Raw genomic sequence first — 19,500 nt, 5'->3', positions numbered from 1 at the left:
TGCAAATATTTTTTATGCTTTTTTAGTACATTTAATATTTAAAGTGAAAACGGAATCGTTACATCTTTTTTGTGTTGTGTGAAAAAGTTGTTTTTTTCTAACAATGAAATGTCATCAATATTGATCTTCCCTATATAGAGGTCACCAAGGTTTCATCCGTTTTCTAAATAATCTTCAACTCAGAAAAATCAGTTTACATACACCACATCTTTCATAAACACTCCTGATTTAGATGGGTCTTTCAAACCTCTTTTTACCCGAAGCATAAGATTAAAAACTTTTGCCCAATCATTATCGTAAAACTCTGCAAGATGAGCTACAAGTTTTTTGTATGAATGCTTGAGAGCATACTGAACAAAATAATATCTTTCAAATATAGAATAGAATTTTTTGTCATATGGTGTAATAAATCTATTTTGATTATAGATTGCTATCCCTTCATCTGTTTCGAGATATCAAGCTGTTCCAGAAGCGAGTATTTTGAACTCAGACTTTCTGCCATTTATCTTTCTGAGATAATGCCCCTCAATTTCATGAGCGATAATTGATCGCATTTCTCGTTTTCATACGATAGTATCTTTTTTAAATTGAAGAATATCTCACTTCATTGAAAAGCGAGAAGTTGAAGTTGTTTCCTTCATTTTCACCTTTATGCCATAAATATTATTGAATTTTTTCATATAATCACGTATTTCATCGTATTCCAAAAACTCTTCCTCTTCGCGTATATCATCTCTGTTTGAAATACGTTGTTTTGCTTTTTCAAAATTTTCTTGATCAATACTTCCATATAGCTTTTCACTATAGAGATTCATATCTGCAACATTTTGATCTTTAAATGCTTTTAAAAAGGATATTTTATTGTTTATTTCTTTCGCTTTTTTGATGTAGATTTGAGCCAGTGGAATGTCTGGAATCTCAGTAGATTTTACTTCTTTTCTTAGTGCTTCTAAATCGAGAGGAATTTCTCTATATTCAAAGCTTGGTACATAATTACCATTTTTTTCAATAAAAATCTGTTTTTGTTCTTCCAAATTTGTTGGTGTTACATATTTCAGAATCAAAAGCTTCTTATCTATGTTTACAAGTTTCTTATCAAGCGCAAGAAGCTGTGATTGATGTATTGATGTAATTGCTGTATTAGACACACTCAGATTTCGAGCACTTTGAAGAAATGGAGTTTCTCACTTCTTATATTTAAATGGATCCACTAAAAATCATTTCAGGCTTGTTTTTCATAAAACCATTTTCTCTCCATCAAGTGATGTTATCTGAAATCTCAAAATTTGAGGGAGACCGAGTATTTCACATTCAAGTCTTAATTTTTGTTTTTCTCACAGTGATATCTTGAGTATATCCTCTACAAAGACTCTATCGATTTTATTTTCAGCAAGTCATACATTTATATCTGCTATATAATTATAGGTTTTTTCATTATGACTTATTTTTACGTATTCACGTGAACCCACTACTTTTTTACCAGATAGCTCTGTAATTCTATCTTCTATATCTCAAGAAAATAAATCTCGACCCAATCGAACTCATTTTTCAACCGAACTTATATCTACTCCTTCCACTTTATCAAGTCGTGTACGAAGTGGTGCAAGATTGACGTTTTGTATCTCTAAACCAGGTCGAATATTTATCTCAAGTAAAAGTGGTCCAGAATCCTCATCTAATACTACATCACAGCCTAAAAATTTAATCCCTGTTACCTTTTGAACTTGTATTGCCAGAGAGAGCACTTTGTCCCATTCAGGAACTACAATACCTCTGACATCTCAAATACCAGGAATAGTTTTCACTGTTTTCCCTTTTGAAGATATATAAGTCAATTTTCATGTTCAGATATCGATTCCAACCGCACACGCTCCACCATGTATATTCGCTTTTCCTCCCGATTCTTTCGTAGGAATACGCATCATTGCCATCACAGGAACCATATTATATGCGATAACCCTAATATCAGGAAGTCCATAAGTACCTAAAAGCTCAATTTCTTTCATAAGAATAATCTTTTTTTCAATGAGCACGGTGTCTCGACCTCAAGAGAGAGAAAAAAATCAATCTAAAACGTAGATAAAATGCTCAGCCATTTCCTTTGGACTAAAAGTCTCTCACGTATTGGTTACAAACTGACCTAAGGCATTTTGACTCTCTACTATAAGGATTCATTTTCATCCATATCCATTGTTTGGCTTTACTACAAAAGGGGTGTCGTATTGTTTTATGAGATCCGCATCAACCTCTTTATGCTTCTTAATAATCGCAATTGTTTCTGGAACAGCTACTTTATGGGTTGAAAGAAACCTCTTCGTTCCAAGTTTTGAATCAGCAATTTTTTTAGCATCCAAAAAAGAAGCCCCCTTTATATATTGGAGATTTCTCGCATTTTGACCAAGAAGTCCATGAGTTTTGAAAAACATAGTGAGCTATTTTTATTTTTTTAAATATCTTCGAGAAGAAATAAATCCACTGAGACCTCATACACTTAAGAAAACTATAGCTTCAATAAGTAAGACGAGTGCAAGATTCCCAGTATATACTCCACTGAAATTTGCAACTTGGAATAAATATTGAAGATTTTGAATGAGAAGCAAGAACAAAATAGTTGAAATAGTAAAGGCTATGGCAACATAGAGCATCCCCTGAATTGTAAAAGGTCAATATATAAAGACCTTACTTCCTCAAACCAGCCTCGTGATATATATCTCATCTCTATAATAATAGATAAAATTCCCAATAATTGAATACACAATAATGGCAATAGATATAATAAATGTGAGAATAATTATATAAAGTCAGAGCTGTAATATACTCAAAATACTGATGACATTTTCAATTCTCTCAAATTGTCTTGTATAGGTCGAGAAAAATGCTCCCTCATTTTCACTTGATTCATTTTCTGTGAGAAGGAAGAGTTTATTTTCAATAATTGTATTGAGAGCATCATAGGAAGAGAGAGGAATATTTTGCAGTGAAATAGTCTCAGGAAGAGGATTTTGTCGCTCTAAAATATTTACTAGTTCGGGATCTGTTTTTCTCAGGTCTTCTAAAACTTCGTCTTTCGTTTTATACTGTACTGCAATAGCAGGTATTTGACGTTTAATATCATTTTGCAAGTCTATCACCTCTACAGAGTTTTTATCATAGGCGTCATCCAAATAGAGTGAAATAGTGAGTTTTTGATTAATACTGTCTATGATTCTAAAACTGACATCATGCAATACAATCAGTATGTTTATAAAAAACATAAGAAGTGTTAGAATCAAAACAGATGAGGCGCTTAAAAAAGTATTTCTCAGGATATTTTTTGTAGCGTATTTAAACAGTCGTGGAAACATGTAAAATTGTTTTTAAATATATAAGTATAGTGTAATTGTTTTGATTATTTTTGCAAACGTAGAAAAATTAGAAATATCAGCTTAAAAATCTAAATTGGTCAAGGGATATATCTTGCGAGGGTATGGCACAATATGATAGAGTATAAAAGATTTTAAAAATAAATACCACACAATGGCTGGATATAACACAATAGAAACAGCTCGAGAACTCACTTTTGGTGATGTTACTCAAGAAAATGCTCAAAAGTTCATTGACCATATTAATAATCATTTTCCAAATGGATGGGAAAAAAACGACACAGTTCGAGTCATTGTACTAGATTATCAAATAAAGCTTGAAAACTGTAACCAATCATGGGCTTCAGATTTTATTGGGCAACTCGATGCATCTAAAGATGCGAGAGGTGTTTTAGCAACTTCTATTCGACCACATTCAAGACCTTCTAATTTAGTAAATGATAGTTTGAAAAAAGGATTATTAGATACTAATACTACTCCCAATTTCAATTATTCTTGAGAAGTCATAGAGAGACAAACTGACTTAGAATATAGAGGAATGTTTGAATATGCTCAAGATACAGGTTTAGCAATTGCTTGAGACAGAGATTTGTTTATTTTTCAGCTGTATATTAATCAACTTAATAATGGAATAACTATCTGAATTGATGGTCAATTATGAAGTGAAACTATGGAGGCTATGCAAAAAGATGTGTTTGCAACTCAATACTTCTTGCAAAGAATGCAAGCAAAAGGAAAAGATGGGGAAATAATTAAAGTTGATTGAGATTTTGGTGAAAATACAAGGTTTGCGATTATGGAGGAGTTTGGAAGTTGAGTATCAACAATGGAAATAAATACTGAAGAAATCACTATTACTCCATATGTAACTTCTACTTTTAATAGTCTCAATGTATCTCCAGAACAAGCTCAAGAACTAGCAAAAGAAATAATAGGAACTCCCCTTAATGAGATAAAAATTAAGAAATATCAAGGATTTCATAATATATGAGCTGATGGCTTAATTTGACCTGAAACATATTTAGAATTACGAGCTTCTAAAGTTCTACCAGTATTAAGAGCTGATTTAGATAGAAATCTGGATAAGCCTGAAGTCCAAAAGGAAGTTATTTTTTTACTTGAAAATGCAAACTTAGCGTGAAGAGATATGATAACTGTTCAATTTCTAACTCAAAGCTTTTTGGAAGCTAAAAAAGATGACCCTAATTTTGAAGCAAAATATTGAAAGCTTGCTCTTGCGTTACAGGTTAATCAAGATAAATATGCTGAAAGTGATGAATGAAAGACTGAGTTAAAGTTAGCCAAAGATAATAGCGACACCATTTATAAAATGGTCAAAGAAGGTAGATGGGAAGATATCATTAAAGACCCTACTCTCCTTATGATTGGTTGAATACTATTTTTATTTGGTGTAGTCTGATGAGATACTAAATATACAAACAGTTTTATTAAAAGACTGTGATGGATTGTATGAGCATGATTATTTGGAAAAGCAGCTTGGAATAAACTTTGAATTCCTGAAATGATTGATGATACAGCGTGATATATATCGTCTCCTGAAGTACAAGAAAAGTTCAATACTGCTAAAACAAAAACTTTGAGTACCCTTGAATCAATTCCAGGTTTTATAAGCTGATTAGAAATTCCAGATTTTGACTGAGGAAAAGTCTGAGAAAAATACGACGAAATACTTGAAAAATTTAAAACACGTCAGAATACCTTAGTTGACGATAAAGGAGAGAAGCTCATAACAGATGAGTCATTTGTTGCCCTTCACACAACACTGTTTAATGATGAAAAATTTCTTAATACTTCAAAGCAAGATGTCGCAAAAATTACTAATCGTGTAGAATTATTAAATTTTCTAAGTCCTTCAAATCAAGATAAATTTAATGAAGAATTTAAAGACTCAGAAATTCAAGCATTCATACAAAATTTCATTGTTGATGAAATGTGAGACTCTAATGAATTTGTCTATCAAATATTTTTAAGTTCACAAATTATAGATGCTGCAAATGATGCTGTAGCTGTAAATCTTACTAATTTCAATATTTCAAACCAAGAACAAAATACTATAGTTCAACAATGATTTGCTAATATCTTAAATATTTCAACTTCAAGCGAAGCTTTAAAAGATGCTACTAAAAAACTAGCAAGAGACACCCAAAAATGAGATGTCTCTGCATTTAGCGTAGACAGTTTTCCTAGCATTACAGATGAAGCTGAAAAAGATAAAATTACAAAACTTAGTAACACTATTAAACATATCTTTGCAACTCAAGACAGTATCAAACAAAGTATTACTCAAGTTAATGAAGTACAATTAGCCCCAAATGGTTTAGTAGAAACTAGAGAAACTTTAGATGACAAACTAATAATCATAGATGAAATTAAAAAAGAATCAGACAATTTAAAAGTGAGGTTGTGAGATGAGGAAGAAAATATAGACACAAATACTTTTGATTGGGAAAGTTTAGAAACTGCATATAAAAACAAAAGAATTGAAATATTTCAAATGGCTCAATCAGAATGAATTGTAGAACTACAAGAAAATAACCTTAACGTTCAAGAAGTACTTTGAGAAACTGAATTAGAAAGTATCTTAGAAAATTCAGAAAACGAAATTAATATAATTGACCAAAAATTTAAGACGGTTCTTTGAGACTCTACGACACTTGAGCAATTTAAAACTTTTACAGATAATTATCCAACAGATTTTAATCGTTTAGAAGAAATTAAAGCTGAATTACTAAATAAATGATTAGAGGAAGATCACGAAATTATTATAAAAATTGTTTCACTTTTAGATCAATGAAGTGAATTCAATAAAAAATACGATACTTTAAAACGAAATCTCAATACGAAAATTAACACTATTAAAGATAATGTTCCAGATATAGATAAAATCAAGATAAATGCTTCAAATTACTCTGTAATAAGGATAGAGTTAGAGAAGTTAATGGAAGAAGCGCAAGAAATACAAAAAGAACTTACACCTTGATATACTTTTGACGCTCAAATGTTATATAAAAAATACATACTGTGAGAATATGTTGCACCAACTTCAGATAATTTAATAGATATTTTAGATAGAGAAATAGATAGAAGTAGTGTAAAACTAGAAAATATTACTGACTTACATGCAGAAATAACTGCTCAAGGTATTAATTTGGAAACAAAATATGAATTAAATCTTAATTTAGACTCTCTAGATGTTACGGACTTGGCAACTATGACAAGGAAAGTTGAAAATTTAAAACAACAAAAAAGTATCATTGAATGATTTGCAAATCCAGAAATAAGGGATAGAAAAATTCAAGAAATTGCTAGAGCATATCAACTTATTCAAACTAAGTATGTTAATTCTATTAATGAAGCCTCAACAGAAGAAAAATTAAATAATCTTTTGAATGGATATACAACTATTATTGAAGATGAAGTATCAGCAGTAAGATGGCAATGATTTTCTGAAACTATTAAATCTATGTTTTCTGAAGATCCGGTAAAGTCAGCATACGAAGAAAAAATATCAGAAATTTTAAATAAAGAAATAAATACTGCACCTTTTGAAAAAAATAGTAGTAATCCGAATGCACAAATCATTTACTGAATGGTTGAGAGCTATTTTGAATCTGAAGAATTTAAAAATAACGAACTCATAAAAAGTAAATGGGGAATTATACAAAAAGCTGACATGAATATTAAACAATTAGTTGAAAATTTGTGAAAGTATGTACAAGAAGATTCTCCACTCTATTTACAAGACGAAACTAATAGAGCTATTATTTCAACTCTTATAGAAAAAATTAAAGAACAAATTAACGAATTAATATAATAAATTATGGCAGTTGAAACAATTAATAATCCTGAAAATATTTCAACAGATATTTCTTGAACTGAGACTCTTGATTCAATAATTCAAGAATTCGAGGATTCATGAGATTTTATCTTGTTAGAATATGCAGAGATTTTGAAAGATATCAAAGACAATGACAATATATCTGATGAAAATATAAATCAATTATCAGATATTCTCACAAAATTAAAAAAACTGGCTGAAAATGTTTCTAGTGAAGATATATCAAGCGAAAATGTTTTTACTATTAATAGCTACATTGTTGAATTAAGAGAGAAATCAAAGGAATATTATACTTCTGTTCAAGAAGTTCAGACGACATCGACCCAATGAGAACAAGAATTAAAAGAAAATTATTGAAAAGAAACTCTTGATGCAATAATTCAAGAGTTTGAGAATTCAGAAGATTTTATAAAGTTAGAATATGCTCAAAGACTTAAAATTGTTCAATCAAATTTGAGTAATCCAGAACTAAATGATGTGGCTCAAATTCTCAAATGAATTCACGATGCAGAGAACACAGAAGAAATAACAGCTTTTATGAAAGAGTTAGAACTTGCTCTGTATTGAGATCTAAAATCTGATGGAGAAGATGTATGATTTATTCAATCTAGTATAGAGTATGTTTGATGACTTTTATTTTCAAGTGAAAGTTTAAGTAAAATTGAGGCCATCGAAATTGATGGAGCAGTAGAAAATAAGGAAGATTTTATAGGAAGACTAAATAATCTAAAAGCAACATTAGAAACTCTCCCAGAATTTCAAAGTCTTACTGAAGCAGAACAAAATACAATAATGCAATGACTTCAAAAAATCTCTGAGCAAATTAAAGATTCAGAACGATTCCAAAATAAATATTTAGATGAAACTATTGATTCATTTGCAAAACAAGTAGAAAATGCGAATGATACTGGAACTGTTGAGATACAAATTGGAGATTGATCAATAGATTTTATAAATAAACAAGATGCTTTTGATTTTCTTCTTGAACTGAAGTCTCACGCTGAAGATGAGTTTGAAAATGCTTGGCCAAATCTACTTGAGAGTGCCTGAGATGCTATTTGGTATCTGTTTTCAAGTGGATTTTGAACAACTACAGTATTAAATGCTTCTCTAGATGCTGCAGATTTTGCAAATCATAATCCATTATTTGATATTGAAACCGAGCCTGAGGATTGAATATTTTCTTGAGAATCAATTTTTAACAACACCTATTGATTCATTACCTATTTCCTAGCAATAGCAGCAACTGTAAACTATGCTGAAACTATTTATAGAAGAGTTTTATTAGATACATTAGCAAGAAGAGGAGTAAATGAAGCCAGAATTAAAAATTTTTCATTGCTTCCGTTTGCGTGAGATACTATGGAATTGACAGAATGAAATCAAAGTGTAAGAAGAAGAATTTTAAGAATTCCTGATTATAATATTGATGATGTTTATTTGGCTGATTCTAATGATGCGGAATTAAGAAATGAGTATATACAAAGAGTAAGAGCTATACAAAAACTAGAAGAAACTTTAAAAACTATTGAACCAAGTAAAAGACCAGCTTTTGAAGAAGAGTTATGAAAGGTTAAATCATATCTCAATATAAATACCAAAACTTTTTGGTTAAAGGCTTGGTCTCTCGATAAAAATCATTATTTTCCAAGAAGATGAATCAATGCATTAGTAGGTTGACCTAATATTTTTTGAAGACATTTGCGAGATAATGCCACTCAACATTTTAATCTAGACAAAAGTTGAAGAGAAGAGCTCAAAAAATGATTAGAATTTTTATTTGATTGAGATTTTTCTATAGAAGTTGATGAAAAAACAAAAGCACTTAAGATTGTTTGAAATCCTAAATTTTCTTCAGAAATTGATAATCTAAAGAGTTATATTACCTCAAGAACAGACCTATCAGAAGATGAAAAAGCTAGTAGAATAAAGAAAGTTGATAATCTTGTTGAAAGAGTAAGAAATAATCCAATCTGATGACAAATTGTAAAGTTAGAATTGTATAATATTATTGAAAGAGGTTATCTATCTACAGAAGATGTTCAATCAAAAATAGATAAAAAATTAGGAGAGTTATATCCTCATTTATCTAAAAAACCTGAAAGAAGAAGCTGGGCAGAATGGAGAGCAGAACGTTGGAGATCTATTTCTGAGATTTGGTGAAAAAATGCACCACCTGCTCTGACAAAAAAAACATCAATGCTCTATAGTTTTTCACAAATTGTTTCAAACAATAACTGGGAAGGAAATGAAAAAGATTTGCAAACAATTTTTGATAAAGTCGATAACTGAAATTTGGAGTTACAAGAAGTGTACGTTTGAAGAAAAAAAGCATTAGTATGAGATTTTTTTACTTGATTTTTCAGTAGGTATTGAATTTCAACACCAGAACTAAATCAATTAAAAAGATTTTCACCTGAAATCACTCAAAAAGATTTTGAAGATATGATTAAAAGATCTGAAACAATTTGAAAAAATAATCCAAAAATTTTAAGAATCATCTCACAATGAATTGAAGTAAATTGAAAGATGTATAATCCAATCCAAGCGATTAGAAACTATATATCATATACTATTTCAGATATAGAAGAAGAAAAAATATGAGAAAAACTTCGAAAGTATTTAAAAGACATTGAAGATAAAAAAATTATACCTAGTGAAAATGAATTTTTTAGAGAGGTGGAAAAAATAAAAAAATGATTTATTCCAACTCATCAAGCAATAACAGAATTACAAAAGATACAAGACAAAGATTGAATGAGTGATGCTATTAAAAAATATGCATTAGAACTTCAAGAACATGCAAGAAAATGAAAACTTAATATTACACAATGAGATTTAAAATTAATTGAATCTTGAAATTTATCAGTTTGACAAGTAGAAATAAATGAATTTTCTGATACGGATAAGAGAACATTTGTTACTTCTCTGGAACAGTTAGAGAATTATCATGAATATGACTACAAAGAAAGGCTAACGTGATTAAGTTATGATATAGAATATAATCTAAATAAATTTCAGGAAGCAATTTTAAAAACGTATAAAAGTGATTTAGATAGATTTAAAGTTATCTATTCTATTCAAGATAAAGATTTTGATTTAGAAGCAAAATTAAAAGATTTCGCAAAAGAATTAAAAAACCGATACACTTCATGACAAGCAAAACAAGTTTTAGAAAGAATTTTCAATGGAGAAGACTTTTCTAGTATAAAATCTGATTTACAAAAAATTACAAGTGATGCTAGTATATCCCCAGATGAAGAGTTTAAAATAGACTCAATGGATAGACTCAATAAAGAATATTCTAGGATAGCCAATGTATCTAGCTCAGACTATGATGAATTAAAAGCAAGACAAACTTTAGAATTTATAAGAAATTCTGAAATTGATATAACTATTCTTCCTGATCAAATTAAAACAGATTTAAAAAATCTAGATTGATTATCTGAAACTGCTACAAATATATCAAGACAACAAGGCGAAATAAGATCTATTATTGAAGAAGTAAAAACTGCTCAAGATTCATCAGAAGTTTGAAGTTTAAAAAATAGATTAGATGCATTTATAAAAGACGAAAAAATTACAAGAACTTCAGTTGAGTTTGAAGACCTTATACAGGAATTTGTTGATGAAAGAAATAATACTCTCTCTGTTATAAGAACAACAGTAGATGAAACTAAAAGTAATCCTATTGATAGAACAAGCGTAATAGAATCAAAAGATAGTGTACCATCAGCTTGAGATTTTATCAAATATCTTAATGATATATATCCAAGTGTATTAATGAGTCAAAATGATGATGCAATACAAAAAGTTGAAGAAATATATTCTGCTGCTTTTGATTCAAAATTTAGAGAAGATATATGAAATATTCGAGATTTTGAAACGTATTGCAAGGCTCAATTGTTACAAGTATCAGTATTCCCTGAAAAACTTCCTAATTTTAATAGTTCCAAATATACTGCTGTAATTGACCAAATTCCTGCTGAAGAAAGATTTGCGAGATTTAAAAGTATGAAATATTCTGATCTTGTCCTTGCAGTTAGAACAGCAGAACCATCTGTGAAAACAGCAATCTTAGATGCAATTGATAAATTTTGAAGATAAATGAGTAAATTTGAAACTATTGGCTATGAAAATACTTGAGAAGAAATTCTTGAGTCTTTTTGATATACAATTCTTGAAAATGATATTATCGAAGAAGGACTAACATTAGATTATACTAGCAATTTATTTAGTGAATTTTATTTGATAACTGACTCAAATAGGTTTCTATTCCAGAATTTTTTATTACAATCTTTTGAAGAAAATAACAAATCAAAAGATCATATTATTGCCTTAGAACAACATACAAATACATGAAAGATTTACTTTCTTGATTGATCGAATCTAACATTTCAATTATCAGATTATAAAAATTTTTTAATTAACAATTTACTCGAATGAGAAACTGTTTTACAGGTAGAAAAGAAAGTTAATGATTTACAAGATGCTATCGAGTCAATTTATGATGATAATGACTCAATAATATTTGATGGTGAAATTGATGAAAATGACAGAGTTAATGATTGAGAATATGAGTGAAAAACGCTCTTAGAATTACATGCATTATTAAAACCAGAATCTCAAAAGCTTAATAATGTGTATAATATTTTAGGAGAAACTAAGAAGAAAACAGACTTTTTGAGAAAAGAAATAGAGCTCTTGTGATGAATATGAGATAAGTATGAATGAGGAGCAAGAATTTTTTCTCTCAAAGAATGAGATATTCAATTAAAAGTAGAAGAACTTATAGCTTGATTGAGTACGGAAGAAATTTTTTTAGAAATACGACAATTTAATGAAAAGATAAATTGAAATTGGAGAAAGTCAGATATGGTAAGACAAATAAATGCAAAAGTAATGTCAGTATTATACCAACAAACTTTTGATAGATTAAAAAAAGAAAATAGATCGAATTGAGATTTCATTCAATTTGTAGAAATAATTACATGAAGACTTAAAGTAGAAAAAAAATATACCTCACAAAAAGATTGATACACAACTGATTTATCTGAGAATATATCTTTTGATAACTCAATGGCAAGTTATGATGTAGCAAGTAAAGCTCTCTTATATATTATGTATAAAAAAGAGTGAGTATTTGAAAAAATTTTACAAGAAAATAAAGAAATTGAAATTTGAGATCCAGAAATAGAGGATAAAGTTCCTCTAAATATTGTAAGAGAAGCAATTAAACAAATTGATACAGTTAATTCTACTATAGAAAATCTATGAGAAAGAACTCTTGTTACATCTTGATTTTGAGAACTGCTATCATTATGAGAATCAATGAGTTATAATGATTTAAATTTTGATCAAAAAATTGCTTTATGAGCTATATATAGAATAGGAAATGATATAAAAGATGCTGGGTGAAATATAGATATTGAGTCACTACAGAATAATATTTTAAAAACAGCTCAAGAAGCATTTAAAGCACTTGAAAACGATATCAATGATGAATTTGATGGAAAGACATTAAACTTATATTTAGCTCATCCAAATTTCTTTTGAAATAATTCTTCTGATTTTCATCTCACTTGAGAAATGGCACAAATATTTGATTTATATCAAGATATTCATTGAAATAGTGGATTTTTTGATTTGCACGATGCAAATAAAGATTGGTTTCAAGAGCCTGGAAACGTTATTACGCTTTGAGTATGAGTTATTGCGTGAGTTATAATTCTAGCTTGAGCAAGTGCTCCATGAATAGTAGCAATGGCAATACTTGGTGCAAAAATATGACTTATAACTTGAGTAACAAGTTTAGTAAGTTCTAGACAGTGATACGACACATACTCAGAAGCTGCTTTGGATTCATCATTACAATTATTATATGAAATAATTTCATCGGCTGCATTTATGTGATTATTTGGATGATTTTTAAAAAAAGCTTGAGCATTAACTCCCGAATGAACTTTGAAATTTGAATGGGATATATTTTTCTCAAAAGAAGCCTGGAGTTGACCTGGAATGGCAGATAAAATTTTTATATTTTTAGAAATTTTCACATGAATGTTATGAAATAAAGAAATTATAGATTTTATCCAATCAAAATTTAAAACAAACCATTTTGATTCTGAAAGCACTGATTATCAAACCATTGCAGAAAATACTTTATAAACTGTAATTTATTTGACAATACAAATATTAATGTTAATATAATTTAAATTTACTTTTTATATAACGTTTTATGGAAACAAAACATGTACTAGGTTGAGCTGCTGTACTATGAGCTTGAGCATATGCTATAAGGAACTGAGTTCCTGAAATAGTAGCTCAATGAGCAGCTCTCTGAGCATGAGCCGTTTCAGCAGTAGCAAATGTAACGAATGAAGCAGTTACTTGATTACTCACTTCTACTTGATTGTCAGCATGAATTTCATGAACAGTACTTCCAACTGTAGCTACTACTGCAGCTTGATATTATTTAGGTAGTAAAGTTGCAGAATGGACAAAACAAGAATGAAAAATTTGAACTGCATTAAAACTAGCATGAAGTGCTGCTTGATTATGAGCGTGACTTGCAAGTCAATCTGTTGCAATGCCTTATATACTTGCAGCAGCAGGACTTATAGCTGTAAAAGATATCCCACTTTGGGCATTATGAAAAGCTGGTCAATGAGTATCAGCAGCGGCTTGAGCAGCAACTTGATTTGCTTGGGGATGAGTAAAATGAGCTTTCAAAGGAGGATATAACAATACGAAAGATAAATGGGTCAGTCCTTGAATTAAACCAAATGTTTGATTCTAATATAATTATTAAGTAAACCACACTAAATTGTGTGGTTTTTTGATGTAAAAAGAAATATATGATAGTATTATATAAATATTTTTAAAAATACGCATATGGCAATTGAAACAAATGAAACAACAGACATAATTTCTCTTACTCCAGCTCAAGAATTAGCTGAACTCACTGGAATTCCAGAGGCTCAAATTACCCCAGAACAAATAGAAAAATATGAGCTTGCTAAATCTATTGATGCAAATTTAGATCTTGTCACCTTAAAAGCTGAAATAGATATAACTAAAAAAATCATAGCACTCAATACTCTTTTAGAACAATCAGAAAATCAAAATCCAGAAGTAATTGACAAGACTGAAGGAATTTTGGCATGATTGAATTTTTCAGAATTATCATTAGATGAATTAAAAGTGAGAGTTTGAGAATGAATAGATTGAGCTTCAGAAGCATTAGAAGCAAAAAAACTTGAGGCTATTAATGCAGCTGAAAGTAAATTCAAATCAGAAATGCAAGATTCTTTTATTGGAAAACTTATTCCTGAAAAATTCCTAGACTGGGTTATACAAACTTGAAAAGACAAAGTAGAATGAAAAGCAGATGCGATTCAATGATGGATTGTGTGACTTCTAATTGGATTCATCCCTGGAGCTCAATTTCTTATGGATAAATATGAAGAAATAAAATCAGGAGATACTTGAGATATTGGAGAAACTACAAACACATCAAATGATGATATTCCAGCACAATCAACTTCTATTCCTCAACAAGAGGAATGAAACGTTTTACCAGAGATTTCAACATGAGATATAGAAAAAAATGTTTCAATTGAACTAAAGGACGATACAAGATTATTATGATACAATCTAATGTCTCAAGTTTCATGACTTCCAATTACTGAGAAAAGCTCAAACATCTTAGGAAAGATTAATGAAAGAACTAATCCTGTCAGCTTAATTTCTATGAGATGATATTTATCTTCGTGAGCAAACCTTAAGTCAACCTTATGATTAGAAGAAACAACGTTTACGGAAGAAGAAATTCTTTGAGTGGTTATAGCTATAACTTGACCAGTAAACGAAGAATTCTTTGAGACTCAGATTAATGCAATTGATTTACAGTTAATGATTTGAAAAAATCCAGATTTTAATGAAGATGCACTACTATTTTTTACAAAAGAAGAACTAAAAGAAATAGAATCAACAAATTATAATTATTTAGAACTCAGAATTTGAATACTTGCAAGATTATCAGTTTTTAGCTTGAAAAATGAACTCCTAATTCTACAAGCTCTCCCATGAGAATATGCGTGAAAACTTAAGAATTTTTTCTGAAATATTTTAGAGGATGAAAATATCTCAGCCTTATTTGATGGTGACGAAGTATATCCTAAAGGAGTAAGTTTAGCGTTTAAAGATATTCTCACTGGAGATGGAACTGAGAGTTTAGATTCTATAATTGAAAGATGACAAAATAAATTAAATGCTGAAGGCGCTTCATTATCTCAAACAGACATTGAAATTATTACAAAGATTTATAATTATAAAGAAATTATCATATCACAGATTGATGAATATTGACTAGGAGTTAATTGATTTAACGATTATATTTCTGAAAAACTTAGTTGGGGAAATATCATTGCTCTCTATTGAATCATGCAATCTAAAGATTTAAGTAATGCTACATGATTTGAAAAAGTATTCGTTTACACTTGGGTGTATTGAATACTTGATTGAAATATTAAATGACTATATGAGTCTGCTGCCGCAGAAAAATTATTAAGCAGTACTACAGAAGAAGATTCAAAAGTTTTTCAAGTACTCTTCATGAGAATATTAGAAGTTGATAGAAACATTTTCTTAGAATGAATAGATACTGCAAAATGAAATATAGACTGAGTTGTTTGAAGTATAACTTGATTCAATGAAATAGATGATTCATGGTTAAGATATATAGCCATAAATGCTGTTGAATGAGGGTGACTTGCATTATTGATTAAATTATCTACCAATGTTCCTGTTCTCAGAGCAGTTTTAATAGCAACATCGTGAATTGTAGCAACATCAATAATTTTAATAATTAAAGAAAAGCTCTACCAAGATCAACAGTGAAAAGTTTGAAATTATTATATGGAATTCTTAAATAAAGTTGCACCTAATTTATGAATTAGTAACTGAGATGAGTTAATAGCAAAAATAGAGTCGTGAGAGCTCACTACATGAGAATTATATAAAAAGTCTTTCTTGGATCTCCCAAGTGATGTAATTGGAAATTTATTTCCTGAAAGCTAATCCTTGCCCCACCCAAAAATATATGCTACACTATTAGCATATATTTTTTATTTATACACTATGTCTTTTGAATCACCAGAACAAGTAGACTTATCTAAACAAGATGACATCACAAAACTGAAGGCTAGTCTTACAGAAGCTGAACAAAAGTCATTAGATGCTTTTTTAGTTACTGAGAGAGAGTGAATCCTCGTAATGACACGTGATGAACTCCAAGAACTTAAAAACATACTTGCGTGAGAAGGTTTAAATTCTCTTTCACAAAATATTCAATCTGGAACCATTGAGGGAGATTTAGATATATTTATGCAAAATCAAATTAAGGAGTGAGTATCTAGTTCTGATATACTCTGAGAAACTGAAATACTCAGTTCAGAAGAACTTGATACAATTGACATACAATCACAAAATATATTATTTGGAAATGAGTGAGTATTTTCTGGAATAGACATATCATCAAAATCCAAAGATAATCTTAGTACTGCACTCACTCTCAGTATTATAGATCAGCTCACATCAAAGGACACTATTACGAAAGAAGATATCCAAGCTATACTTGATTGAGAGAGTATTATTTCTGAACAAATCCAGTCAAATTTGGACTCTCTCAAAGTTCAAACCTCAGAAATGACGATAGCTTGAGGGTGAGATATGAACTATATATTTAGTCAAACAAGTACATGAGCAACTTTTTTTAATGAACTCTTTACTGGAGCTATAGCAGAAGCAGATATTATAGCAAGAATAGAAGAACAAAATATTGATGAAAATAGTGAACTCCCAATTGATATACAAAATGATTTGTCGGAAATAGCAAAGAATACCTGAGAAAATATAGCATCTATTCAGGGAAAAATAGAGCAAGCACTCAAGGATGCTGGAGGAAATGGAGAAGGCGAAATGCCAGATATAATACCTGACAGTGAAGTAGAATTAACATGAATAGCAAAAATAATACGTGACATATTACAAGCAATTTCAGAAGGATTAGTCGGATTTTGAGAATTTTTCTGAATCGAGCAGACAGAAAAAAAAGAAGAATGAGTTACCTTAGCTGAGGAAGCTCCAGCAGAAGAAGTAGCTCCAACAAATATAGAACAATGACGTAATCTCTTTCGAACAAAGCTTTCAGAATGAAATATAAGTCCGTTTGCCATTACTCAAATGAAAGAGTTATTTCCAGAAGAATGAGAACTTACAGAAACTGCCAAAAAAATTATCAGTTCAATGGAAGAAATACCAACTTTATGAGAACAGGATACTCTAGAAGAAAAATTTAATAATCTCTTTTGAAACAGAGAAGGAAAAGAAACGAGCAAGTTTGAAGAATTTGTTGATGCCTCTGGAATAGATACTTCTAATAAAGATAATCTCACGTGAGATTATCTCAAACAAGTAATTGAAAAATATTTGGATTATAGAAAAAATTGAAAAGAAGTTCTCTACTCCGTTTGGTTTAAAAATAATGCTAGTCAAACCAGTGAAAATAACTAATCTTGAATCACAGGAAAAATCACTACAATATCTAGAATTAATTTTCTAGATATTTTTTTATGAAACTTTCCGACTTCAACTACATATTGCCACCTAAGCAAATCGCCCAAACTCCAGCAGAACCTCGAGATAGCTCAAAACTCATGATTCTGGACAGAAATAATGGACAGATACAAGACAAGATTTTTTCAGATATATCTGGCATGCTCTGAGAAAATGATGTACTAGTTGTAAATAAAACGAGAGTAATCAAAGCCAGACTCAAATGAATAATTTGAGAGTCAGAGAAAAAATGTGAAATATTTTTACATAAACAAATCAAGGATTCTACTTGGGATTGTCTTGTCTATCCAGGAAAAAAACTGAAACCTGAAACCGTGATTCATTTTTCTGGGACACAGATGACATGAAAAATACAAAGTATCAGTGAAAAATGAAGAATAGTAGAGTTTACTCAAGGTTGAAACGAATTTTTAGATACAGTAGAGTGAATTGGAGAATCTCCTCTTCCTCCCTATATAAAAGACTCTGAGTCACCAAGTGAGAGATATCAGACGGTCTACAATGATAAAGAGAAATCTGGGAGTGTAGCGGCTCCTACTGCAGGATTGCACTTCACTGCTGAACTTTTAGAGAAGCTCGAAAAAAAATGAGTAATAATAGAAAAAGTACTGCTTCATGTTGGACTTGGGACTTTTGCTAATGTCGAGATTGAAGATGTCACGAAACATCATATGCATAGCGAGTATATCGAGATAGATAAAGAAACAGCACAGAGATTAAACCAATACAAAGCCTCTTGAAAAAGAATCATTGCAGTATGAACCACTTCAGTACGTACCTTAGAAAGTATGTCAGATAGTAATTGACAGATGAAACACGGTAATATGGACACACAGATATTTATATATCCTGGGTATGAGTGGAAATTTGTAGATAGTATCATCACAAATTTTCATCTCCCTCAGTCGACACTTCTCATGCTTGTGTCGAGTTTCGCGAGTCAAGAAATCATAAAAAAAGCCTACGAACATGCCGTAGAGTCTGATTATAGATTTTTCTCATTTTGAGATGCGATGTGGATAGATTAAAAATCTAAGTCTGTCTCATCACCATTTATAATGGTTTTAACTTTTTCTTTTGTTTGCATTTTTCACACTGTTTGAAGCTTTTTTCTTTTGTCATCTTTTGTCGTTTTTCACCCTCCATATAATGAATCTCTATATCTATCGACTAAATTATTTATATATCTAGAATGAATCATTGGTTTAGGACAAAATGACATATCAAAACTCTCAGTTGAACCAGCCGTCATAATACTGAGAGTTCCAAAATCAAATATATTTGCAAAGAGTCCTTTCGTTTCTATTCAAACTTCCTGAACTTTATCAAGAGTGGTTTCTCAAACTGCTCTATTAAGAAAAGATTTCTGCTCTATACAAACAACACGATTATTGGTAAAAATAAATATATCTAACTCATAGTTAAGCCACGTAACATACATAAATAGGAGATAGAACATCCAAAATAGAGTCATGATAAGCAAGACTCCACTTCATACTCAAAGAATGAAGAAAATGCTCACACTGAAAGCAACTCATGCTCATCCATAAACACCTAATAGTACAAAAGCTATCCAGTGTCTTCTCACGACGAGATCAACTTTTTCTCAGGCTCTGAGATTGCTCATGATTACTGTCATAA

Annotated in this window: 10 protein-coding genes; 7 read left to right on the top strand and 3 right to left on the bottom strand. The window is 30.1% G+C overall.

The window, feature by feature from the left end; genetic code table 25:
* Positions 1 to 38: 38 nt before the first annotated feature.
* Complete coding sequence (locus tag GW846_04850; GenBank protein NDK10086.1) at positions 39 to 2,426, bottom strand: DUF1704 domain-containing protein; 2,388 nt, start codon at positions 2,424 to 2,426, stop codon at positions 39 to 41.
* Positions 2,427 to 2,438: 12 nt separating this feature from the next.
* Entirely contained in the window at positions 2,439 to 3,344 is a 906-nt protein-coding gene (locus GW846_04845) for a hypothetical protein (GenBank protein NDK10085.1), read from the bottom strand.
* Between the two features lie 172 nt (positions 3,345 to 3,516).
* On the opposite strand from GW846_04845, the gene GW846_04840 reads away from it, so the two are divergent.
* From GW846_04840 to queA, 7 genes are all read left to right on the top strand, one after another.
* Entirely contained in the window at positions 3,517 to 7,197 is a 3,681-nt protein-coding gene (locus tag GW846_04840; protein ID NDK10084.1) for a hypothetical protein, read from the top strand.
* Between the two features lie 6 nt (positions 7,198 to 7,203).
* Positions 7,204 to 11,328: a hypothetical protein gene (locus GW846_04835; GenBank protein NDK10083.1), complete on the top strand. Its 4,125-nt coding sequence runs from the start codon at positions 7,204 to 7,206 to the stop codon at positions 11,326 to 11,328.
* Positions 11,329 to 13,389, top strand: coding sequence for a hypothetical protein (locus GW846_04830; protein ID NDK10082.1), 2,061 nt, complete (start codon positions 11,329 to 11,331; stop codon positions 13,387 to 13,389).
* A gap of 70 nt (positions 13,390 to 13,459) precedes the next feature.
* Entirely contained in the window at positions 13,460 to 14,020 is a 561-nt protein-coding gene (locus tag GW846_04825; GenBank protein NDK10081.1) for a hypothetical protein, read from the top strand.
* Positions 14,021 to 14,115: 95 nt separating this feature from the next.
* Complete coding sequence (locus tag GW846_04820) at positions 14,116 to 16,302, top strand: hypothetical protein (GenBank protein NDK10080.1); 2,187 nt, start codon at positions 14,116 to 14,118, stop codon at positions 16,300 to 16,302.
* A gap of 60 nt (positions 16,303 to 16,362) precedes the next feature.
* Complete coding sequence (locus tag GW846_04815; GenBank protein ID NDK10079.1) at positions 16,363 to 17,796, top strand: hypothetical protein; 1,434 nt, start codon at positions 16,363 to 16,365, stop codon at positions 17,794 to 17,796.
* Positions 17,797 to 17,855: 59 nt separating this feature from the next.
* Positions 17,856 to 18,887: a tRNA preQ1(34) S-adenosylmethionine ribosyltransferase-isomerase QueA gene (gene queA, locus GW846_04810; protein NDK10078.1), complete on the top strand. Its 1,032-nt coding sequence runs from the start codon at positions 17,856 to 17,858 to the stop codon at positions 18,885 to 18,887.
* Here queA and GW846_04805 read toward each other — a convergent pair.
* The gene (locus GW846_04805; GenBank protein ID NDK10077.1) at positions 18,884 to 19,498 is read right to left on the bottom strand and encodes a PH domain-containing protein; all 615 of its coding nucleotides are present in this window, start codon (positions 19,496 to 19,498) and stop codon (positions 18,884 to 18,886) included. The genes queA and GW846_04805 overlap by 4 nt on opposite strands.
* Positions 19,499 to 19,500: the final 2 nt, after the last annotated feature.

The sequence above is a fragment of the Candidatus Gracilibacteria bacterium genome, from assembly GCA_010119145.1.
Lineage (GTDB): Bacteria > Patescibacteriota > Gracilibacteria > BD1-5 > UBA6164 > JAACSU01.
This window is presented reverse-complemented; position numbering and strand designations above follow the sequence as displayed.